Origin of the sequence: Ilumatobacter sp. (assembly GCF_965215205.1) — a bacterium.
Lineage (GTDB): Bacteria > Actinomycetota > Acidimicrobiia > Acidimicrobiales > Ilumatobacteraceae > Ilumatobacter_A.
Window position 1 is genome coordinate 1982995 of the sequence record NZ_OZ244049.1, and the last position, 21196, is coordinate 2004190.

The window sequence follows — 21196 nt, forward strand, 5'->3', positions numbered from 1 at the left end:
CCGCGGTGGCGGCGCCGATCCGAGCGAGGCGGCGCCGATCCGGTTCCGTCGGCGGGGGTCACCGGGGATCAGCGCGCACGGGCGCGGATCATCGTCCAGGGCGGCGGGGTGGCCACGTCCATCACGTCGAAGCGCTGGTCGACGAAGCGCTCGAAGGTCCTCCGGCCCCAGTGGTTGACGTGCCCCGGGGTGTTGCCCAGGTCGCGCAGGTAGCGGCCGCGGGCCATGTTGCCGATCCGCCACATCGGCTCGCGCGGCACCGAGGCGACGAGGGTGCCCCCGCAGACCCGGGCGACCTCGTCGAGCGCAGCGGACGGGTCATCGACGTGCTCGAAGACCTCGATCGCGAGCACCAGGTCGACGCAGCCGTCGGGGAGGGGCAGAGCGGTGATGTCGCCGAACGCGCACGCCAGGTGCGCCTCGCGCCAGTGCTCGGCGAGGTCGTCGTCGGGGAGGTCGATCCCCACCACCGACGCATCGGGGAACCGCTCGTGCACCCTCGCCGTGACGATCCCCTCGCCGACGCCGACCTCGAGGATGCTGGTCGGCACGGGGCCGTCGAGGGCGGCGTCGAAGGCCGAGAAGAAGCCCTCCATCATCCGCCGCTCGACCGGGTTCGTCGAGGCGTACTTGTCGTAGGTGTTGCCGGTCGGCACCTCCGTCGCACCCGTCTCGGTCGTCGTCTCGTGGCTCATCGTGGCGCTTCCTCCATCGTCGCGACCTCGTCGTCCCGTGCGTCGTGCGAACCCCCGCTCGCCGCACCCGCCTCGGGCGAGTCGCGCTCGGGCGGGTCGGGCGCGGCGGGCAGCGGGTCCTCCGGCAGCGGGTAGGGCCCGGGCACCTCCTGGGGGAGGACGCCACCCCCACCCTCGCACCGTTCGAACAGCAGCACCATGTTCTCCGCGTACCGCCCGACGAGGCAGAACCCGTCGGCGACCGCGCGGTTGTGCTCCTGGGACCGGAACTCCGACGACGCGTTCGGCTCGCGCCACCCGGTCCACAGGTTGGTGAGCACCACGAAGTCGGCCGACGCGATGTCCTGCGCGAGGCCCGAACCGGCGACGTCGGCGAGACCGGGGTCCATCTCCACGAAGTAGGTGGCGGGTTCGAGCTCGGGGAACAGGTAGTAGACCGAGACGTCGCTGTACACCGCCCGGCTGAGGTCGGCCGGGCCCACCACCAGTCGATCCCCGGGTTCGCTGCGGCGGTCGAGCTCGACGACCATCTCGCCGAGCGCCCCCGCTGCGACGGGGTCGCCGAACCAGAACCGACGACCGTCTCGTTCGACCAGGAACGGCAGCGGGAGGTCGCCCGCCGACACGCGCGCGTGCAGCACGTAGTGGCGGTAGGTGAAGAACGGGCACACGACCAGCATCACCAGGCCCACGGTGAGCGTCCCCGCGAGGCCCGGCCACCAGCTCGGTCCGTCCGGGCGGCCGCCGCCCCGCTCCCGGTCGACCGACCGCCGCCGTGCGACGACGTCGGCGAGGAGGACGACGACGAGCGGCCACGACGCCACCGCGACCCAGGCCAGGTGGGTGGAGTCGGGCCGCTGGAGAGCCTGGGGGAGGATCCCGAGCCCGAGCAGGCCCGCTCCGACGAGCACGGTCGTCACCGGCGAGCGATCGCCGCGACGGCGACGGATCCACGCCCACGCGGGGACGCCGACGGCGACGGCGCACACGAGGAAGAACCAGGTGAAGATCTGCTTCTCGGCGGCCGGCGCCGGGAGTCCCCACCACGGCGGGAACGTCTCGGCGACGATCTGCAGGGTGCCGTCGAGGTTGCCCCACGACGGCGGCCGGGGGAGCTCGCGGCCCGGCCGCAGCCGCACGACGGGGTCGATCACCATCCCGTCGATCGACGGTCCGATGCCGGCGACCACGAGGTGGACCCACATCGGCACGAGGCCGACCGCGGCCCCGCACACCAGGGGTCGCCACCCGGAGCGACGGTGGGCCCACACGCAGAACGCGAGCGCCAGCGCGACGGCGACGGTCAGATCGGGTCGGAAGGTCAGCGCCGAGCCCGCGAGCGCTCCCGCGCCCGCCCAGTCGATCCGGTGCCCGGTGCGACGCGCCCGCAGCGCGACGACGACGCTCCACATCGAGAGCGCCACGCCCCCGTGCCACGCGAGCGCGGAGAGACCGATCGGGGTCATGATCAGCAGCGCCGCGACACCCCCGGCTCCGACGGCGGCCGTGCGACCCGCGACGCGGGCGAGGGCGTAGGCGGCGAGCACGATCCCGAGGTTCTGCACGAGGCCGAACGTCCGCTGCGCCTCCAGGGTGTACCCGAACACCCGGTACCAGACCGACAGGACGTCGAGCGAGCCCGGTCCGTACAGGTGGAGGAAGTCGACGTTCGGGACCCGGCCCTGCTGCACCAGGCGGGGGAAGACGAGCATGAAGCCCTCCTCCATCGACGAACCGGTGGCGCGGTAGAGGCCGCGCACCGGCAGGGCGCAGAACGCGAGCAGGGTGGCGAGCGCCACGGCGCCACGCACCGACGGGCGCACGGCGCCGCCGAGCACGAACGGGGTCACCTCGTCGGCGCGCGTCGTCGCGTCGTGCGACGCAGCGGGGTCGGTCCGCCGCGTCGGGCTGTCGGTCACGTCCTGCAAGCGGGTGGATCGTAGTGGCCGTGTCGTCCCGGGGCGGTCCATCGGTCCGGGGGCCGCGGTGCGTATCGTCGCCCCGGTGTCCGCCGACGAGATCGACGAGTTGCGGCGTCGCGCCGACGACCTGGTGCGCGCCGACGTGCGTCGCGTCCACGTGCTGGCCTGGCGTGACCTCGACGACCCCGACGCCGGCGGGTCCGAGGTCCACGCCGACGAGTTCGAGCGCCGGTTCGCCGCCGCGGGGCTGGAGGTGACCCACCGGACCTCGGCGGCGGCGGGACGCGCCCCGGTCGCCGAGCGGGCGGGGTACCGCGTCGTGCGTCGGGGCAGCCGCTACTCGGTGTTCCCCCGGGCGATCGCGTCCGAGCTCACCGGGAGGATGGGCCCCCACGACGCGATCGTCGAGGTGATGAACGCCGTGCCGTTCCTCACCCCGCTGTGGTGCCGCCACCCCCGGATGCTGTTCCTGCACCACGTGCACGGCCCGATGTGGGACCAGATCCTCCCCGGGCCCATCGCCGCGGCCGGGCGGGTGCTGGAGAGCCGGATCGCGCCGCGGGTGTACCGACGCGGCCTCACGGCGACCCCGTCGGAGGCGACGCGCCAGGAGCTGATCGAGATCGGGTTCGACCCGGCGCGCGTGCGCGCCGTCCCCAACGGAACCGACCCCCGCTTCTCCCCGGGGGGCGAGCGCAGCCCTCGACCCTCGATCGTCGCGGTCGGGCGACTCGCTCCGGTCAAGCGGTTCGGGCTCCTGCTCGACGCCGTCGCCCGGGTGCGCGCCGAGGTCGACGACGTCACCCTCACCGTCGTCGGCGAGGGTCCGGAGCGAGCCCTGCTCGAGGCCCGCGTCGCCGAGCTCGGAGCGCAGGGGTGGATCCGCTTCACCGGTCGCCTCCACGCCGACGAGCTCGTCGCGATCTACCGGCGCGCGTGGGTGGTCGCCAGCGCCTCGCTCGCCGAGGGGTGGGGCCTCAGCCTGACCGAGGCGGCCGGCTGCGCCACCCCCGCCGTCGCGACCGACATCCGCGGTCACCGCAGCTCGGTCGTCGACGGCGTCACGGGGCTGCTGGCGCCCCCCGGTGAGCTCGCGCCGGCGATCGTGCGCGTGCTGCGCGACGAGGGGCTGCGGCGCCGGCTCGGCGACGCGGCACGGAGCCGGACGAGCTCGATGAGCTGGGACGCCTCGGCGCTGGGGGTCATCGAGGTGCTCCACGAGGCGGTTCGGCGCCATCGCGGCGGACGGGTACCGTCGTGAGCCGTATGCGCAGCGTGGTGGTGCTCCCGACCTATGACGAGGCCGAGAACATCGAGACCTTCCTGCGCCGGGTCCGTGACGCGGCCCCGGAGACCGACGTGCTCGTGGTCGACGACGGGAGCCCCGACGGGACCGCGCTGATCGCCGAGCGCGTGGGACGGGAGCTCGGGGGGATCGAGGTGCTCAGCCGACCGGGCAAGAGCGGTCTCGGAAGCGCCTACCGCGACGGGTTCGCACGCGTCGTCGAGGGCTACGACGTGGTCGTCACGATGGACGCCGACCTCTCCCACGACCCGACGCGCATCGGCCACATGCTCGAGCTCGTCGACGACGGCGCGGACCTCGTGATCGGATCCCGCTACGTGACCGGGGGTGGGACCACCGACTGGCCGATCCGTCGCCAGCTCCTGTCGCGGTGGGGCAACGCGTACACCCGGTGGATCCTCGGGGTCGCGCCGCGTGACTGCACCGGCGGCTACCGGGCGTACCGCGCGACGGCCCTCGCCGAGATCGACCCCACGTCGACCTCCGCCGAGGGGTACGCGTTCATGACCGAGCTGGTCCGACGTCTGACGGTCGCGGGGTCGACGATCGTGGAGACGCCGATCATCTTCCGCGACCGGACCCAGGGCCGCTCCAAGATGTCGGGCCGGATCATCGTCGAGTCGATGCTGCTGGTCACGCGCTGGGGCCTGGGCGACCGAGCGCGACGCCTCACCCGCCGATGAGGGACCGCCTCGGGCGGGTCCCGGCTCCGCTCGCCACCGGCGCGCTCGCCGTCGTGGTCGCCCTCCCGCTGATCGTCGCGGTCGTCGCCCTGGCGCAGCGCCGGTGGTACCCGGTGCTCGATCTCGCGATGACCGAGATCCGCCTGCGCGACGTGGGGACGGGGTCGACCCCGCTCGTCGGGCTGCCGGGCCGGATCGGCGAGCTCCCCGACCAGGGGAGCCACCCCGGGCCGCTGAGCTTCTGGGCCCTCGCTCCCGGGTACCGCCTCCTCGGCGGGTCGGCCTGGGCGATGGAGGCCTCGACGGTGGTCCTGGCGCTCGGGTGGGCGGCGGTCGCGATCTGGATCGGGCGTCGGCGGGCGGGGCTCGGGGGCGCCCTCGTCGTCGCCGCCGTCGTCGCCATCGCCGTCGCCGGCTACGGGGCGTCGGTGCTGACCCAACCGTGGAACCCGTACCTGCCGCTGCTCGCGTGGCTGGTCGTGCTGCTGTCGACGTGGTCCGTGCTCGACGGCGACGACGCCATGCTCGTCCCGCTCGTCGTCGCGGCCTCGTACGCGGCGGGCACCCACATCCCGTACCTGTCGATGGCCGGCGGGCTCGGCGTGCTCGCGCTGTGCGTCGCCGTCGTGCGCCGGCTGCGATCGGCCCGGATCCGCGGCGGTGACCCGCGCGGGGCGCACCGGACGGGCGAGGGCGGCGCGACGGGTGCGATCGACGGTGGCCGCCGTGGCGGGGGAGCGTCGTGGCGGTGGCCGATCGTCACCGCCGGCGCCTTCGTCGCGCTGTGGGCGGCTCCGGTCGTCGAGCAGATCCGGGGCGGTGACGACGGCAACCTCGTCCGCCTCCTCGACCACTTCGGATCGCCCTCGGAGGACGCCATCGGATGGGTCGCGGGGGCGCGCCTCGCGCTGCGCCACCTGGACGTCGCGTCCGGGTTCGTCCCCCTCCTCACCGGCGGAGGGCGGTTCGTGGAGGCGTCGTCCGACTCCGACGGCCCGGTGTGGAGCGCGATCGCGGTCCTCGTGGCGTTCGTCGCCTCCTTCGTCGTCGCTGTCCGCCTCGGGCACCGGTCGCTCGTCCACCTGCACCTCGTGCTCGCCGTCGCGCTCGGGGCGACGGTGGTGTCGATGTCGCGGATCTTCGGGGTCCGCTGGTTCTACCTCACGCTGTGGGCGTGGATCACCACGACGCTGGTGCTGGTCGCGATCGCCTGGACGACGGTCGCGGCGCTGCGCGGATCGGGCGGGGCGGCGGCGTCCGCGCTGGCTCCCGAGCGCCTGTCCGCGGCGGCGGTCGCCGTGATCGGCGTCGTGACGGTCGTGTCGTGCGCGCGCGCTCCGGCGACGGACCACCCCGAGGCGCACCTGGGTGAGCCGGTCGGCGTGATCCTCGACGAGGCGACCGCCGCGCTGGACCCGCGCGCCACCCACGTCGTCCGCTTCCAGGACGCCTCGTTCTTCGGGAGCCAGGCGTTCGGGCTGGTGAGCGAGCTGCGGCGAGCCGGCTTCGACGCCCGGATGGACGAGTTCTGGGAGGTGCCGATCACCCCGGACCTGACCGTCGCCGAAGGAGCTCCGGCGCGCGAGCTGCGGCTGGTGACCGGGGTGTTCGTCGAACGGGGCCGGGCGGACGCGGACGTCGAGGTGGTGGCATCGGCCGACGTGCGATCACCCGAGGAGCGGGCGATCGACGACGGGCGGCGGGCGGCGTTGATCGCGGACCTCCGCGCCGACGGCCTCGACGACCTGGTCGCGGCCGTCGACGAGAACCTCTTCGCGGTCACGTCCGACCCGCGGATCTCGGAGAGGGCCCAGGCGCTGAGCGCGGACCTGCTGCTGTCGCCCCGGCCCGTCGCGCTCCTCGCGGAGGCCCGTCGTTGACCTCCGAGCGCCCGGATCGACCCGACGTCGGCCCGGCGGTCGACGGCGCCGCCCACGACACCGCGGACGAGCCGCCGGGGCGCGGGCGGGCAGCGGGTCGGCGGGCAGGGCACGAGCGGTCGAGGGTCGGAGCCCGACGGCACGCCGCGGACGGGTCCGAGCGCACCGTCTCGTGGTGGCTGCGCGTGGTCGTGCCGGTCGTCGTCGCGCTCGTCCCGGTCGTCGTCGCGGGGGTGCGCGCCGCGCTCGGCCCGTGGGTCCCGATCGGCGACGCCGCCTACTTCACCGCGCGATCGCTCGACGTGGGCACCGAGGACCACCCCCTCCTCGGCGCGTGGTCGTCGGGGTCGCTCGACGTCGGTCGATCGGTGAACAACCTCGGACCGATGCAGCTCGACCTGCTGGCGCCGTTCACCCGGATCGCGCCGATGGGGGGGACGGCGATCGGGACGGTCGCCGTCCACGCCGCGGTGATCGTGACGATCGCCTGGCTGATCCGACGCCTCGCCGGCGTCGCGCACGTGCTGCCCGCGATGGCGGCCGTGAGCCTGCTGACGTGGCAGCTCGGCTCTCTACTGCTGATCACCCCGACCCAGCACCAGTACCTCCTGATCGCCTGGGTCGGGCTGCTCGTCGCGATCTGGGCCACGATCACGGGGATCCGGTGGGCGCTCGTCCCGGTGGTCGTGCTGGGGAGCCTGCTGACCCAGACCCACCTCAGCTACCCGATCCCCGTGGCGGCCCTGGCGGTCCCCGTCGCCGTCGTCGGGGTGATCGCGCTGCGCCGCTGCTCCGGTGCCACGGCATCGGCGGGATCGTCCACCGACGCGTCGTCGTGGCGGCTCCCGATCGTCGTCGCGTCGGCCGTCGCGATCGTGCTATGGGCGCAGACCATCGTCGACCAGGTGGCGGGATCGGGCAACCTCGGCGGGGTGCTCTCCTCCGGCGGGGGGCCCGAGAGCCCCGGGTTCGTCACGGGTCTGCGATTGGTCGCCGGGGTCGTGGTGTCACCGCGCGGGTACCTGCGGCCGGGGTACGCCGACTACGTGCCGGCCGACGCGCTCGGCGGCGACGCCCGGGTGGCGCTGCTCGTCGTCGTGATCGCCGGCGCCGTGGCGTCGGCGGTGCTGGCCTGGTGGCGGGGTCACGTGCGTGCCGCGACCGGGTCGCTCGTCGCTGCGACCGCGCTGGTCGCCGCGGTGGTCGACGCGGCGTCGCTCCCCCTCAGCTCCAGCTTCGGGCTCTTCGACGGCAACTACCGGGTGCTGTGGGGGACCGCCGCGTTCGGGGTGCTCGGGGCCGCGTGCGCCGCCGTCGCGCTCGCGACGCGGGCCGGCGGGCGCGCGGCTCGCCACGTCGTCGACGCGACCCTCGCAGCCGGCCTGGTGGCGCTCGCGGTCGCGAACGTGCCGGCGACGTCGCAGGTGCGCGACGCCGACGTCCACGACGAGCTCACGGGATCGGTCGCAGCGGTCGTCGACGCGCTCCGCGACGTCGAGCTGTCGGGGCCGGTCCTCGTCGACGACTCGAACATGTACTTCGGGCACCCCTACACCTACCCGACCCTCGTCGTGCTCCTCGAGCGTGGCGTCGAGTTCCGCTTCGAGTCGGAGATCCAGTTCCGCCGCTTCGGTGACGGTCGCCGCAGCGACGGGACCGAGAGGCAGCGGCTGACGATCTGGGCGAACGACGAGGCGGTGGCCCGCAGAGCGGACCCCGGCACCGTCGTGTTCGTCGACGGGCAGCCGCCGGTCGCCTACACCCTGGACGACATCGACCCGACACCGTGACAGCGGCGCGCCGGGCTCACGTCGATGGCGTCGAGCGCGCGGACGTGGATCGAGATGCCGTCGAGGTGGCCTCGGTCGGTCGCGGTGCGACGGCGACCCCGTCCGCCGGATCGCCCCGTGCGTCGCCGCCACCCTCGCCGTCGGGCATCGGGCGCTCGCGACCGACCAGGCACGACGCGGTCACCAGCAGGACGCCGAGCAGCGACCACGGGTGCAGGTACTCGAAGCGCACGGGCCAACCGGCGTTCGGGAACGGCTCGTCGGTCCGCACGACCTCGGCGACCACGAGCGCCGTCACGGCGAGCGTCGCGACGCCGACCCACCCGACGAGCCGCGGTCGCCCGAGAGCGCACGCGGCGGTCCAGGCCAGCGCCGCGGGCACCGCCGTCAGCGGGTCGACCAGCACGGCGACACCGACCACCGTCGCCGCGGCGGCCCCGATCAGCGTGCGCCGGCCGGTCGGCACCGCGACCGTCGCGACCGAGCGTCGCCGCTCCCCGTCGCGCCGGCGATCCCACGCCACGAGCCCGATGCACGCCAGGACGGCCAGCGCGCTCGCCAGCAGCGCGAGGTCGAGGCTGCGCTGGACCGGCCAGTCGACGTCGACGACCACCGGATCCGACGACGGCTCGATCCACCACCCGTTGGCGTTCCCGTCGACGAGGGTGGGCTCGCCGAGGCTCCGTCCGTCGATCGAGGCCGTCCAGGCGACGTTCCAGCCCTCCCCGTGGATGACCCAGCAGCCGCGTGGGCACGCCGGCACCTCGATCCTGCGGTGACGGCGCGACGCGTCGGTGACGACCACCGCCCCGGGGTCGACGGTCGAGCCCGATGACGGGTCGGCCGCCTCGCTCGACAGGACGACCCGGTCGACCTCGAACGCAGCGCCGGGCGACGACGCGATCCTGTGGTCGCCGGCTGCCAGGGTCCCGGTCGGCGCGCAGGGGGTCGCGTCGACGGCCGTCCCGGCCAGCGCGTCGGCGGTGGAGACGTCCCACGACAGGGGGAGCGCTCGCCCGTCGAGCGAGACCAGGTCGTCCCGACACGTCGCGACGAGCCGCTCGACGGGGCGGATCGCCGGGCTGCGGCCGTCGAAGCGGAGCTCGGCGATCGCTGCGGGGAGCACGGTCGGTTCGTCGAAGCGACGTTCGCGCACCTCGACCGGGTTGATCGCGACGATCTCGATGGCGACCCGATCGAGCGAGATCGTGCGGGGGAGCTCGACGACGACGTCGGACCCGGCCGGCGCGGGTTCGAGGTCGATCTCGATGGGCCCCGCCTCGTCGACCACGCGCAGCGCGGTGACGGGGGAGTGCTCACCCACGGGCTGGACCACCGTCAGCTCGTCGGCCGTCCCCTCGCCGTCGACGACGACCGACTGGCCGACGACGCGATCGAAGGGGGTCGTCCACGCGGTCGCCGGGTCGTCGTCGACCGCGGCGGCGCCACGCGCCGCCGGAGCGCCCGTCAGGTGCTCCGTGGCGACCGCCCGCTCGTCGAGGAGACCGGCGAGCGACTCACCGTCGAGTCGCCGGTCGAGGCGGAGCGTGACCGTGGGATCGAGGGCCCGATCGGACGCGAGGGCGAACTCCCGCCGCAGGACGGGTTCGGGGTCGTCGCGCCACCGGTCGGTCGGCTCGGCGCGCAGGCGCGTGAGCACCACGTCGACGGCCCCGGCGCTCGCCATCGCCTCCGCGCCGTCGACGGGGGCGCGGATGATCTCGACCGTCGGGGCGAGGCCGGTGCCGATCTCGGAGAACCCGACGGCGCCGATCGCGTCGCCGATCGGCGGCTGCGGTCGGGACACGTCGAGGATCGTCACCCGGATCGTCGTCGGCCCCGCCGTCGGCTCGATCGGCACCCGCTGGCCGGGTCCGTCGAGCGACGCGCCGTCGAGGTCGACCGCGACGGGGTCGGCACCACCGACGCCGAGCGCGACGCGGGTGATCGAGCGCCCCCCGGCCGGCGCCGTCGGCTGCAGCAGGTCGACGTGGTCGATGCCCTCGGCCACGTCGAGCTCGATCCACTCCCCGACGGGATCCGAGCGGTCGGCGACGACCCACGCCGTCGCCGGGTCGCCGTCGATCGCCATCACCGGTCGATGCTCGGGGAGGTACGCGAAGGGTTCGCCGTAGCCGCTCGCACGGGCCGTGACCGGGCCCTCCTGGATCGAGACCGTCTGGCTGTCGGAGCGGTCCCGGGCCCCGCGCTCGGCGGACGAACGGTCCCCGAACACGTCGAGGCGCTGATCCCCGCTCTCGAAGGTCCCGAGGTCGGATCCGGGCTCGCCGGACTCGGTGAACCCGGTGACGTCCTGGGAGCTGCGCCAGTGGTGGGCGCGGTCGCGGTTGGAGTCGGTGATGACGAACCGGTCCGGTGCGCGCGGCGGATCCGACCCCGCCGCCGTCGCCGAGTAGAGCACGGCCTCGCTCCCGTCGAGCACCCCCGCGGCGGTCGCGTCGACGATCCCGTCTCCGCTGCCGGCGAGGACCACGAGCGTGTCCTTGACGCGCTCGATCGGGACGGGGTCCGCCACGTCGACGAGGGTGACCGGTGCGACCGGGGCCCCGACGCGCGGATCGCTCACCGACTCGGCGTCGACGACGGGGAGTCGCGAGGACATCACCGCCGGGTCGCCGTACGCCACGGGATCGACCAGGCCCGCCGCGGCGGCCGCCGGCGAGGTGAGCTCGTCGGTGACGACCTCGGGTCGGGCGAGGCGGAACCGCCCGAAGTCGACGTCGCCCGCGATCCACACCGTGTCGACGCCGAGGAACCGCGACACCCCGGCCACGGCGGCCGGCTCGATCGCGCCGCTCTGGATGCGGTCGTCGAGCGCGAACAGGAGGTCCATCGCCGCCGGGGACCCGAGGGGGAGCAGGTCGCGGGTGAGCAGCGGCCGCTCGGTGAGCGCCGGAAGCGGCTGGTCGACGGTGTACCCCCACCCGAACGCGCCGAACTCCGCCCCCGGCACCTGCAGCACGCGGTACCCGTCCGGACGGGCGTCGAGGTCGGCCGCGGCGTTCAGCCACGCCGCCGGCGGGTCCTGATCGCGCACCAGGAACGGGTCGACGAAGCGCCCTCCGCGCAGCGCGGGCAGGCCGTCGATCGCGACCACGGCGATCACCGCCACCGCGGCGAGGCGCGCCCACGGAGCGCCCGCGCGGCCGGTGCGACCCGGCCGGCGCGCCGCCGGTACGGCGCCGACGAGGGCGGCGACCCCGAGGGCGGCGCCGAGGAGCAGCACCGGGACCGCACGGGTGCTGCTGCGCAGCGCGAGCGCGACGCCGCCCTCGCCGTCGCCGACGAGGAGCGACATCAGCGGCGAAGGATCGTCGATCGGGTGCACCCCGACCCCGAGGACCACCCCGGCCCCGACGAGCAGCGCGGCGAAGCGACGGTGCTCCCACCGGGTGGCGACGATCCCGACCATCCCGAGGAGGATCACGAGGTGGTTCTCCACGACGGTGCGCACCCGGACGAGGTGCTCGAACGACGCGGCGGTCGTCGGTGCCCAGGCGTCGCGGACGTAGAACAGCCAGTAGCCCAGGCCGCGCACCACCTCCGTCGAGGTCGAGGTGAACGACACGGCCGCGAGCGACTCGGAGAACGCGAGCACCTCGGCCCCGTGGCGCCCCTGGATCACGAGCATCACGACCCACCACAGCGACACGGCGACGCACAGCGCCGCGATCCGTGCCACCGTCGCCAGCGCCCGGCGGACACCGATCGCGCCGCCCCACGTCGCGTGCACCAGCCACAGCACGGGGGCGGGGACGATCATCGCGAGGGCGGTGGCGTTGACGGCCCCGACCGTCGCCACGATCAGCGCGACGAGCGCCGGGTAGCGCCACCTGCCACGCTGCGCGGCGAGGATCGTGCACCCCACGATCCACCCGAGACCGGCCCACGGCAGCAGGAGGACCGAGGTGCGCGACAGGTAGGCCAGGACGTAGGGCGAGAGCTGGTACACGAGCCCGGCGGCGAAGGCCGCCAGCGGTCCGGAGCCCAGCACGCGAGCGCACCAGCGCACCCCGAGCCCGGCGGCGAGCAGCAGGCTCCCGATCCACAGGCGGTGCGCGACCCAGTCGGCGACGCCGGTCCGCTCGAGCACCCAGAACCACGGGCCCGTCGGCCACAGGTACGCGATGTGCTGGTGGGGGACCCACCCCCCGAACTGGCGCGGGTCGAAGGTGGTGAGGGTGTCGGCGAGGAAGCGACCGGGGTCGAGGTAGACGTACAGCTTCGAGTCCGCGGGCACGAGCCCCGGAGCCGAGCGCAGCGACGGGGCGTAGGCGAGCACCGCGAGGACCGCCACGGTGATCGCGGCGACCTGGCGGTCACGGTGGCGACGCAGGTCCGAGAGGAACCGTCCGATCGCCGTCACGTCACCGCCACGTCACCGGGCGACGGGCAGCAGCCCGGAGAGCCGCTTGGCCACCCGCAGGGCACCCTGCTCGGCGCTGCGCCGGTGGTGCGACGCCGAGGCGTCCGTGCTGCGGTCCCGGTTGGCGACGAACCAGTCGTAGCTCTGCGCGAACATCTCGTCGGTCGACCAGCGCGGGGTGAAGCCCAGCTCTTCGTCGAGGTGCTCGACGTCGAACCACATCGACCTCGAGTACATCTTCCAGTGGTACGGAGCGAACGGCGCGAGCCCGAGCCGGGCCCCCACCTCCATCGCGAGCGACGCCGGGCCGACCGGCAGGGAGCGCACGCGGGCGCCGGTCCCCGCGTGGTCGCACAGGGCCTGGAGCGTCTCGCGCATCGTCGAGAACCGGTCGGTCCCGACGTTGAGCACCGACGGTCCCGCTCGGTCGCCGGCGCGCACGCACACCTCGGCGAGGTCGTCGGAGTGCACGAACTGGTACCGGTTCGTGCCGTCACCGAGCACGATCGGGTCCCGGCCGTCCGCGATCCAGTCGAAGAGGATCCCGAAGATCCCCAGCCGCCCGTGCCCGAGGATCGTGCGCGGTCGCACGATCGACACGTCGAGGCCGTCGCGGACCGCGGCGAGGCAGGCCCACTCGGCCGCCAGCTTCGCGTGGCCGTACGCCTCCATCGGCGCCGGGACGGTGTCGGGACGGACCGGGTTCGACTCCGGCGCACCGAACACCGCGCTCGACGAGGTGTGCACCACCTTCGCGACCCCCGCCTCGTGCGCGGCGATCAGCAGGTTGACCGTCCCGTCCACGTTGACCGATCGCAGCAGATCCGGGTCCTTCGCGAGGGGGACCTGGGCGACGTCGTTGAGCACGACGTCGATGCCCTCGACCGCCTCGCGCACCACGCGCCGGTCGCGCACGTCGCCGACGACGAGCTCGACTCCGCCGGGGCGGTCGTCGGCGTCGTTCAGGTCGAGGACCCGCACCCGGTGCCCGGAGGCGGCGAGGCGCTGCACGACCAGCGAGCCGAAGTACCCGCTGCCGCCGGTGACCAGGTAGGCGGTCACAGCTCGATCCCCTGGTCGCGGCACCACCGGATGCTCCGGCGCATCCCCTCGGCGAGGCCGACCCGGGGCTCGTGACCGAGGTCGCGCCGAGCGGCGGAGACGTCGACGGCGATCGTCGCGCCCATCTCGCCGAGCACGTGGAGCCCGGTCACGTATCGCCCCGTCCGCTGGACGGCGGCGTCGAGCCGCTCGGCGACGATGCCGGCCACCGCCGGGAGACGGAACCGGTTCGGTGAGACCTCGTAGCCCTCGGCACGCAGCGCACCCCCGACGGTCTCGACGATCTCGACGACGGTGTACGGACGGGCGTCGGCGATCCACCACGCCGAACCGGGCGGCGTGACCACCAGCTCCGCAAGCACGATGCCCTGCACGAGGTCGTCGACGTAGGTCATCGAGCGGACCTGACCGCCGTCGCCGACGATCGGGAACCGCCCGCGCCGGACCAGCGTGAAGAAGGTCGTCTGGCGCGCCGGTTGGTGCGGGCCGTAGAACCACGGCGGACGGACCACCACGGCGTCGAGGCCCGCGTCGACGGCGTCGAAGACGGCGAGCTCGCCACGCATCTTGGAGGTCCCGTAGCCGAGGGCGGGGCGGTAGGGCTCGTCGTTGACGAAGCGGTCGTCGCGGGCCGCGTTGGTGCCGAACGGGCTGTTGGACGAGACGTGGACGACGCGCCGGGCGCCGTGGCGTCGGCACGCGCCCATCACCTCGAGCGTGCCGAGGTGGTTCACCGCCTCGAACTCGGCGACCGAGCCGGGGTGGATCACCCCCGCCGCGTGGATCACGTCGATCGGCCCGGCAGCCCCGGTGAAGAGGGCGTCGAGGGACGCGGGGTCGGTGACGTCGCCGCGCACGACCTCGACCGTCGCGGGGAGGCGATCGACGGCCTCCCCGGGGCGCACCAGGGCGCGCACCGCCCCGGCGCGAGCGTGCGGCCCGTCGCCCAGCAGGGTGCTCACCAGGGCGGTGCCGAGCCACCCGGTCGCGCCCGTGACCACGGTCGTCGCCGGCGGGTCGAGCCGCTGCCTCGTCGGCGCCGCGCCCACGCTCACCCCGACCGCTCGTCGCAGTAGCGGCGGGCGTTGCGGATCGCGACCGCCATCACCGTCGCCTGCGGGTTGACCCCGGGAGCCTCGGGCAGCAGGGCGGCGTCGTTGACGAACACGTTGTCGGTCCCGTGGACCCGGCCGTGGCTGTCCGTCGCGCAGCGGGCCTCGTCGTCGCCCATCGGCGCGGTCGAGCACAGGTGGACCGTCATCACGCTCGCCTTCGACGCGGAGAACGACGACGTCATGGTCGCGAGGTCGGCGCGGTCGCGCACGATCGGCGCGTCGCGGAACGAGGGGAACACCTCGATCGCGCCGGCCTCGAGCATCACGACCGCGAGCCGACCGAGCGCCTGGCCGAGCAGGGCACGGTCGCGCCGGGTCAGGCGGTACGTGACGACCGGGTCGCGGACCCCGGGGATCGCCTGGACGATGCCACGACCCTCGCTGGTGATCGCCGCGTAGTAGATCGCGAGGTCCGGCCACGAGGTGACCGCGTCGCCGAACCGGCGCCAGTTGTCGCTGAGCGCGAGGGCCACCAGGCCGGGGTGGCTCGCGGAGCCGCCGAAGGACATGTTCGGCGCGAACTGGCGCACCTGGAACACCGACACGTCGTCGGGGGTGTTGACCGGGACGCCGCCGGCCGCCGCCGGATCGAACCGGGCGGCCAGCTTGACGGTCGGGTGGACGGCGAGGGTCCGCCCGACGCGGTGCCGCAGACCGGCGCGCTGCAGGATCGCCGGGGTCTGGATCGCTCCGCCGCACACCACGACGTCGCGGAACCCGATCGTCACCGCCTCCGTCCCGACGGTGAGCTCGGCGCGCGTCGCGCGCCGCCCGTCGCGGACGATCCGATTGAGGCGGTGCTCGCACAGCACGCGCGCCCCCGCGGCGGTCGCCCGGGGCAGGAAGGTGCGCGTCATGCTCTGGCGTCGTCCCTCGGTCGCGCCGCCGCCCTCCGGGTAGGTCATCCAGCGCGGGATCTCCTCGTTGCGCCATCCGAGGCGGTCGGCGCCCCGACGCAGGATCCGGCTGGCCTCGGTGTGCTCACCGGGCACCGGCTGCACGCTGAGCACCTCCTCGACCTCCTCGCAGATCCCGAGCAGGTCGGCGCTGTCGAAGTCGCGGATGCGGTAGCGGTCCCGCCACCGCTCCAGTGTCTCCTCCGGCGGCCGCCAGTAGAGACCGCTGTTGACCTCCGTGCCGCCGCCCGCGCACCGGCCCTCGGTGTACGCGATCGAGGGGAGCCCGAGCGCGACCGTGACCCCGCCCGATCGGTACTGGCGCTCCATCTGCTCGAGCGAGAAGGGGACGACCTCGCCCTGCTCGACCCACGGACCCTCCTCGACGACGATCACGTCGTGCCCCGCCTCGGCGAGCACCGCGGCGGTCGTCGCGCCCCCCGCTCCCGATCCGACGACCAGGACGTCGCAGTCGTGGCGGGTCACGGTGCGCCACCGTGGGCTGCGGATCCGGTCGTGGCCGTACCGGGTCCCGGCTCGAGGGCGGCCGACGATCCGTCGACCTCCGTGTCGGGCCACGTCTCCCAGACGTGCGCGTAGGCGAGGGAGCGCACCAGGCGCGGGTACTCCGACAGCAGCGGCAGCCGGCTGCGCAGCACGAGGCCGCGGGTGCGCTCGTGGCCGAGGGCGCGGCCGGTGACGTCGACCGCTGCACCGATCGCGACGACGCCGGCACGCGTCACCGAGGGGAGCGCCTCGACGCGCCGCAGGACGAAGTCGACGGTGGCGGCGCGCCGGGCGTCGTCGAGACCGGGGAGATCGCCCGCGAGGAGACCGTCGGCGAAGCGCGACAGCGCCTGCCGGGTGCTCGGCGCAGCGGACATGGCGCCCAGGATGCCAGCGTTCGCCCGGTGCCGGGCCATCGACGTCATCGGCGGCGTGCGCACGATCGGCGCGTGGGATCGCGTCGCGACGTCACGTCGGTCGGTGCCGCTGGTAGGCGCGGCGGCGACGGCGCAGCGAGACGGCATCGGTGAGCGACCACCACGTCACCCGGGCGAACGCCTCGCGGACGATCCCGCCCGACATCTTCGACGACCCCGCGACCCGGTCGCGGAAGGTGATCGGGACCTCGACGACGCTGCACCCGGCCAGGACCGCCCGGTAGGTCATCTCGACCTGGAACACGTACCCCTCGGCACGGACCGAGCCGAGGTCGATGCGACGCAGCGCGTCGGACCGGTACACCCGGTACCCCGCGGTGGCGTCGTTGAGCGCGAGCCCGAGCGCGATCGCCGCGTAGCGGTTGCCCCAGCGCGACAACCACGTCCGCCGGCGCGGCCAGCCCACGACCGCCCCTCCGGGGACGTAGCGCGACCCCATCACCACGTCGATCCCGCGTGCGGTCAGGTCGAGCATCGTGGGCAGCACCTCGGGGGCGTGGGACAGGTCGGCGTCGATCTGGACGACCGCGTCGTAGCCGTCGTGGAGCGCGATCGAGAACGCGTGGAGGTAGGCGTCGCCGAGCCCGCGCTTGTCGGCTCGCTGGACCAGGCGCAGGCGCGGATCGTCGGCGACGCGAGCGAGCACGGCGTCGGGGGTCCCGTCCCCGGACGCGTCGTCGACCACCAGGACGTCGACGTCGGCCTCGGTGCGCGCGAGCCGGTCGAGCAGCTCGGCGATGTTGTCCGCCTCGTTGTGGGTCGGGACGACCACCAGGGTGCGCACGGCGTCAGGGGATCGCGGCGAAGACCGCGTAGGCGGAGGTGAGCACGACGAGGCCGGCACCGCACATCACGAGCACGAGGTCCCAGCTCGTGCGCGCCCAGCCGACGCCGTCGGTCCCGACTCGCGGGCGCGGCCACCACGCGGCGACGGCGATGAACAGGGGGAAGGCGGTGAACACGAAGCGCGGACGTGCGGTGACGGTCTCGGGGAGGAGCATCAGCACGACGACGACGGCGCTGAAGGCGACCCACGGCCACGGCAGCGGACGGCGCACGGCCGCGACGACCATGATCGCGAGGGCGACCAGCGACAGCACCGTGAGCGCGTCGGCGGGGGAGTCGAACGGGCTGGTCAGGAACCCGACCGAGTTGCCGATCGCGGTCATGCCGTAGCTCGTGCCCTCCGACCACGCCTCGGTCTGGACCCGGAACCAGATGCCGCGCTCCCCGGCGATCCGGTCGACGTCGAGTTGGAAGAGCACGAACCCGAGGGGGGCGAGCGCGACCGCGACCAACGACGACCAGTCCCGGCGCCGACGGATCGCGACGATCGCGGCGACGAGGCACGCGACGGCGATCGCGACGCCGTTCGGACGGGTGGCGGTGGCGAGGGCGGCGGCGAGGCCGGCGAGGAGCCATCGCTCGTCGAGCAGGAACAGCAGGCAGGCCGCCGCGAGCACGACGAACAGGGCCTCGGAGTAGGCGAACGAGAGCACGAACGAGCCCGGGAACACGGCGTAGAGGACCATCGCCCGCGCCGCGACCGCGTCGTCGAACACCCGAGCGGCGAGCAGCCCGACCAGGACCACCGACACCGCGCCGAGGACCAGGTTCAGCCCGAGCGCCGCCATCGTGTCGCCTCCCGGCAGGACGGCGTCGACCACGCGCACGGCGCTGGGGAACAGGGGGAAGAAGGCGGCCCGGGCCTCGAGCTGGTTGAAGGTGATGTCCGCGGGGACGGACTCGGGGTAGCCCCGTCGGGCGAGCTCGAGGTACCAGGCTCCGTCCCACTGGGTGAAGACGCCGGTCATGATCTCGACCGCGCCCTGCGCCACCTCGCCGTCCTCGCGGCGATCGACCGTGACCTGCATCGCCCGCACCGCCGCCCCGGAGAGCACGCACAACCGCGACACGGCGTACGCCACGAGCCCCACGCCGACCGCCCGGCGCCAGGTGGTCGACCCCTCGGTCGTGGCGGTCGTGGCGGTCGTGGCGTTCGTCGGATCGGCGCCCGCTCCGACGCGCTCGTCCGCACGGGCGTCACCGAGGTCGTCGCCCGGGGGGTCGTGAGGCGGGCGCCGGCGCACGGGGGCGGCATCGCCCGGCGTCGGTCGGGCGTCGGGCCGGCTCACCACCGCGACATCGGCAGGATGCGCTGACGGGGCCCAAACTTCGGCGCGCCGTCCCCGTGGGTGGACACGGCCCGCACCACGCGCCCGCGCTGCCCGGCGTAGGGCTCGAGGAGCTCGAGCATCCGATCGTCGGTGGCGCGCGCCTCGCGCGCCAGGTTCCAGCCGATGACGTTCTTCACGTGGTAGTCGCCGACCGGCACCGCGTCGGTGTCGCCGAGAGCGGGTCCGAGGACGCACCCGACGGTCCACACCCCGATCCCCCCGATCAGGCGCAGCTTCGCGCCCGCCTCCACCGGCGGGAGGTCCGCCCAGCCCCACAGCTTCGACGCGTGGCGGGCGACCTCGATCAGGGGCCGGGCGCGGGAGCGCTCGATGCCGAGGGGGTGGAACCACCAGCTCGGCTGACGGCTGAGGACCTCGGGTCGCGGAGGGAGCCGCAGGTCGGCGAAGGGCCCGGGCGCGGGGTCGCCGAGGGCCTCGCACAGGCGGCCCCACTGCCGCTTCGCCTCGATCCCGGTGATCCGCTGCTCGATGATCGTCGGGAGCAGCTCGTGGTACAGCGTCGAGCTCCGGCCGTGGCGCAGCGCGGACGCGGCCCGGCAGGTCGCCGCGACGACCGGGTGGGTGTCGCGGGCGAGCTCGGGCGCCCCGGGGTCGTGCGCGCCGACGAGATCGGGGACCGAGGCCTCCAGCCACGCCCCCCCGGGGCCCCACGTCTCCACGTCGAGCCGACCGCTCGCACCCCATCGGACGAGGACCGTTCCGGGCCCCTCGGGGGTGAGCGTGGCGCGCACGAAGGTCCCGCCGGACGCGACGCCGCGCCCGTGGCGCTCCAGCCGGGTGGTCGGGTCGCGTCGTCCGTGCGGGTACCACGCGAGCGACGCGCCGACATCGGTCCCCGAGGGGCGGATCCGTCGATCGGGGTGCTCGTCGGCTCCCGACCGGGCCCGGGCCGTCGCGATCGTCGCCGGTTCGTGCTCCAGGACCGCCATCGGCGGCGACCGTACCAGCCGCGCCCGGCGGCTCGAGGACACCGCCCGGAGCCGTCGGCACCACCTCGACCGTGCCGCCGGGCGTCACCGCCCGCCCGGCGTGAGGACGGCGCTCGTATCCTCACCCGATGGCGGACGGCACCACGGGGCGCGATCGGCGCCGGGAGCCGTCGCCCGAGCGGTTGCGACCGGGCGTCGCGCGCCGCGACGAGATCCTCGCTCGCCACTCGGCGGCCCTGGAGAGCGGTGAGCAGACCTACGCCGACCCCGCCACCGGCTACCGGGTGTTCACCGCCGACGTCCTCGCCGCCCGGGGCACGTGCTGCGAGTCGGGTTGCCGCCACTGCCCCTTCGTCTAGCGCCGCGAGGTCGCGAGAGGCCACCGGTCGCGGCCCGATCCGGCCGGGATCCGCCGGGGCCCGCAACGTGGCGCCACGTTGCGGGCGTGTGAATTGCTCGACGTCGTCCCCGAGCGCGAGCCGACGTTCCTACACTCCCGGGCGATGCCCGTCGCCGTTCCCACCTCGCTCGACGAGGTCGTCCGCCTGCTGCGCGACGACCCCGATGCGACGCTGCTCGCGGGCGGCACCGACGCGATGGTCGAGGTCAACGACGGCCACCGTCGCCCCGGTGAGCTGGTCATCGCGCTGAACCGCGTCAGCGACCTGCGCGCGTGGCGCCACGACCCCGCCGCCGGCACCGTCACGATCGGGGCGGGCGTCACCTACACCGAGCTGATGGCCGAGCCGCTCGCCGAGCTGCTCCCCGCCCTCGCCGAGGCGTCGCGCACCGTCGGCTCGCCGCAGATCCGCAACGCCGGGACCCTCGGCGGGAACCTGGGGACCTGCTCCCCAGCCGGTGACGGCCTGCCCGTTCTCCGCGCGACGGACTCCACCGTGCGCCTCGTCTCGGGGTCGTCCGAGCGCACCCTGGCGGTCGGCGAGTTCATGGTCGGTCCGAAGCGGACGGCGCTCGCCGAGGGCGAGGTGATCGCGGAGATCGTCGTCCCGGTGCGCGAGGGCTTCCAGGGCTACTCGAAGGTGGGGGTGCGCAACGCGATGGTCATCGCCGTCGCCAGCGCGTGCCTCGTCGTCGACGCACCGGCGAGACGTGTCGCGATCGCGCTCGGCTCGGTCGGTCCGACGGTGCTGCGCTGCGAGGGGGCCGAGAGCGCCCTCGCGTCGGCCGTCGACTGGGACGACACGTCGGTGCCGCCCGCCGCGCTGGAGCGCTTCGCGGCCGACGTCGGCGCGGCCAGCCGACCGATCACGGACCACCGCTCGAGCGCCGACTACCGCCGCCACGCGGTGGGGGTGCTCGCTCGCCGCCTGGCGCGGCGGGCCTTCGCCGCCGACGCGGGCGCGACCGGTGCGGGGCCGGGACGATGAG

General features: G+C 74.6%; 16 protein-coding genes. 6 read left to right on the forward strand and 10 right to left on the reverse strand.

Annotated features, from left to right (window positions below; translation table 11 throughout):
• Nucleotides 1–68 precede the first annotated feature (68 nt).
• Nucleotides 69–695 (reverse strand): class I SAM-dependent methyltransferase, encoded by a 627-nt coding sequence (locus ACOOHC_RS09310; RefSeq protein ID WP_420453713.1) that lies wholly within the window; start codon nucleotides 693–695, stop codon nucleotides 69–71.
• The gene (locus ACOOHC_RS09315) at nucleotides 692–2623 is read right to left on the reverse strand and encodes a hypothetical protein (protein ID WP_420453714.1); all 1932 of its coding nucleotides are present in this window, start codon (nucleotides 2621–2623) and stop codon (nucleotides 692–694) included. Before ACOOHC_RS09315 ends, ACOOHC_RS09310 begins: the two co-directional genes overlap by 4 nt.
• Before the next feature lie 76 nt (nucleotides 2624–2699).
• Here ACOOHC_RS09315 and ACOOHC_RS09320 point away from each other — a divergent pair, with 76 nt between their 5' ends.
• The 4 genes from ACOOHC_RS09320 to ACOOHC_RS09335 are packed head-to-tail and all read left to right on the forward strand — an operon-like array spanning nucleotide 2700 to nucleotide 8276.
• The gene (locus ACOOHC_RS09320) at nucleotides 2700–3878 is read left to right on the forward strand and encodes a glycosyltransferase family 4 protein (protein ID WP_420453715.1); all 1179 of its coding nucleotides are present in this window, start codon (nucleotides 2700–2702) and stop codon (nucleotides 3876–3878) included.
• Nucleotides 3879–3883: 5 nt separating this feature from the next.
• Nucleotides 3884–4606 (forward strand): polyprenol monophosphomannose synthase, encoded by a 723-nt coding sequence (locus tag ACOOHC_RS09325; RefSeq protein WP_420453781.1) that lies wholly within the window; start codon nucleotides 3884–3886, stop codon nucleotides 4604–4606.
• Nucleotides 4603–6486, forward strand: coding sequence for a hypothetical protein (locus ACOOHC_RS09330; RefSeq protein WP_420453716.1), 1884 nt, complete (start codon nucleotides 4603–4605; stop codon nucleotides 6484–6486). Before ACOOHC_RS09325 ends, ACOOHC_RS09330 begins: the two co-directional genes overlap by 4 nt.
• Nucleotides 6483–8276, forward strand: coding sequence for a hypothetical protein (locus tag ACOOHC_RS09335; RefSeq protein ID WP_420453717.1), 1794 nt, complete (start codon nucleotides 6483–6485; stop codon nucleotides 8274–8276). Before ACOOHC_RS09330 ends, ACOOHC_RS09335 begins: the two co-directional genes overlap by 4 nt.
• Before the next feature lie 16 nt (nucleotides 8277–8292).
• On the opposite strand, the gene ACOOHC_RS09340 is transcribed toward ACOOHC_RS09335, so the two are convergent.
• The 8 genes from ACOOHC_RS09340 to ACOOHC_RS09375 form a co-directional block, all read right to left on the reverse strand.
• Nucleotides 8293–12663, reverse strand: coding sequence for an alpha-(1->3)-arabinofuranosyltransferase domain-containing protein (locus ACOOHC_RS09340; RefSeq protein ID WP_420453718.1), 4371 nt, complete (start codon nucleotides 12661–12663; stop codon nucleotides 8293–8295).
• Nucleotides 12664–12675: 12 nt separating this feature from the next.
• A complete protein-coding gene (locus ACOOHC_RS09345) occupies nucleotides 12676–13725 on the reverse strand; it encodes an NAD-dependent epimerase/dehydratase family protein (RefSeq protein WP_420453719.1) in 1050 nt (349 codons plus the stop codon).
• A complete protein-coding gene (locus ACOOHC_RS09350; RefSeq protein ID WP_420453720.1) occupies nucleotides 13722–14780 on the reverse strand; it encodes an NAD-dependent epimerase/dehydratase family protein in 1059 nt (352 codons plus the stop codon). The genes ACOOHC_RS09345 and ACOOHC_RS09350 overlap by 4 nt, the downstream gene beginning before the upstream one ends.
• Nucleotides 14777–16222: an FAD-dependent oxidoreductase gene (locus tag ACOOHC_RS09355; RefSeq protein ID WP_420453721.1), complete on the reverse strand. Its 1446-nt coding sequence runs from the start codon at nucleotides 16220–16222 to the stop codon at nucleotides 14777–14779. The genes ACOOHC_RS09350 and ACOOHC_RS09355 overlap by 4 nt, the downstream gene beginning before the upstream one ends.
• Nucleotides 16219–16620, reverse strand: coding sequence for a hypothetical protein (locus tag ACOOHC_RS09360; RefSeq protein ID WP_420453722.1), 402 nt, complete (start codon nucleotides 16618–16620; stop codon nucleotides 16219–16221). The genes ACOOHC_RS09355 and ACOOHC_RS09360 overlap by 4 nt, the downstream gene beginning before the upstream one ends.
• Nucleotides 16621–16711: 91 nt before the next feature.
• Complete coding sequence (locus ACOOHC_RS09365; protein WP_420453723.1) at nucleotides 16712–17464, reverse strand: polyprenol monophosphomannose synthase; 753 nt, start codon at nucleotides 17462–17464, stop codon at nucleotides 16712–16714.
• Nucleotides 17465–17468: 4 nt separating this feature from the next.
• Nucleotides 17469–18815: a glycosyltransferase family 39 protein gene (locus ACOOHC_RS09370; protein ID WP_420453724.1), complete on the reverse strand. Its 1347-nt coding sequence runs from the start codon at nucleotides 18813–18815 to the stop codon at nucleotides 17469–17471.
• Nucleotides 18812–19807, reverse strand: coding sequence for a DNA-3-methyladenine glycosylase family protein (locus ACOOHC_RS09375; RefSeq protein ID WP_420453725.1), 996 nt, complete (start codon nucleotides 19805–19807; stop codon nucleotides 18812–18814). The genes ACOOHC_RS09370 and ACOOHC_RS09375 overlap by 4 nt, the downstream gene beginning before the upstream one ends.
• A gap of 128 nt (nucleotides 19808–19935) precedes the next feature.
• Between ACOOHC_RS09375 and ACOOHC_RS09380 the strand changes: the two genes are divergently transcribed.
• Complete coding sequence (locus tag ACOOHC_RS09380) at nucleotides 19936–20166, forward strand: DUF5522 domain-containing protein (protein WP_420453726.1); 231 nt, start codon at nucleotides 19936–19938, stop codon at nucleotides 20164–20166.
• A 144-nt stretch (nucleotides 20167–20310) separates the two neighbouring features.
• Entirely contained in the window at nucleotides 20311–21195 is an 885-nt protein-coding gene (locus tag ACOOHC_RS09385) for an FAD binding domain-containing protein (protein ID WP_420453727.1), read from the forward strand.
• Nucleotide 21196: the final 1 nt, after the last annotated feature.

Bases quoted from the DNA above. Each gene is read 5' to 3' on its own strand.
- ACOOHC_RS09310 (WP_420453713.1), bottom strand. From the start codon at position 695: ATGAGCCACGAGACGACGACCGAGACGGGTGCGACGGAGGTGCCGACC.
- ACOOHC_RS09325 (WP_420453781.1), top strand. From the start codon at position 3,884: ATGCGCAGCGTGGTGGTGCTCCCGACCTATGACGAGGCCGAGAACATC.
- ACOOHC_RS09330 (WP_420453716.1), top strand. From the start codon at position 4,603: ATGAGGGACCGCCTCGGGCGGGTCCCGGCTCCGCTCGCCACCGGCGCG.
- ACOOHC_RS09360 (WP_420453722.1), bottom strand. From the start codon at position 16,620: ATGTCCGCTGCGCCGAGCACCCGGCAGGCGCTGTCGCGCTTCGCCGAC.
- ACOOHC_RS09375 (WP_420453725.1), bottom strand. From the start codon at position 19,807: ATGGCGGTCCTGGAGCACGAACCGGCGACGATCGCGACGGCCCGGGCC.
- ACOOHC_RS09380 (WP_420453726.1), top strand. From the start codon at position 19,936: ATGGCGGACGGCACCACGGGGCGCGATCGGCGCCGGGAGCCGTCGCCC.
- ACOOHC_RS09385 (WP_420453727.1), top strand. From the start codon at position 20,311: ATGCCCGTCGCCGTTCCCACCTCGCTCGACGAGGTCGTCCGCCTGCTG.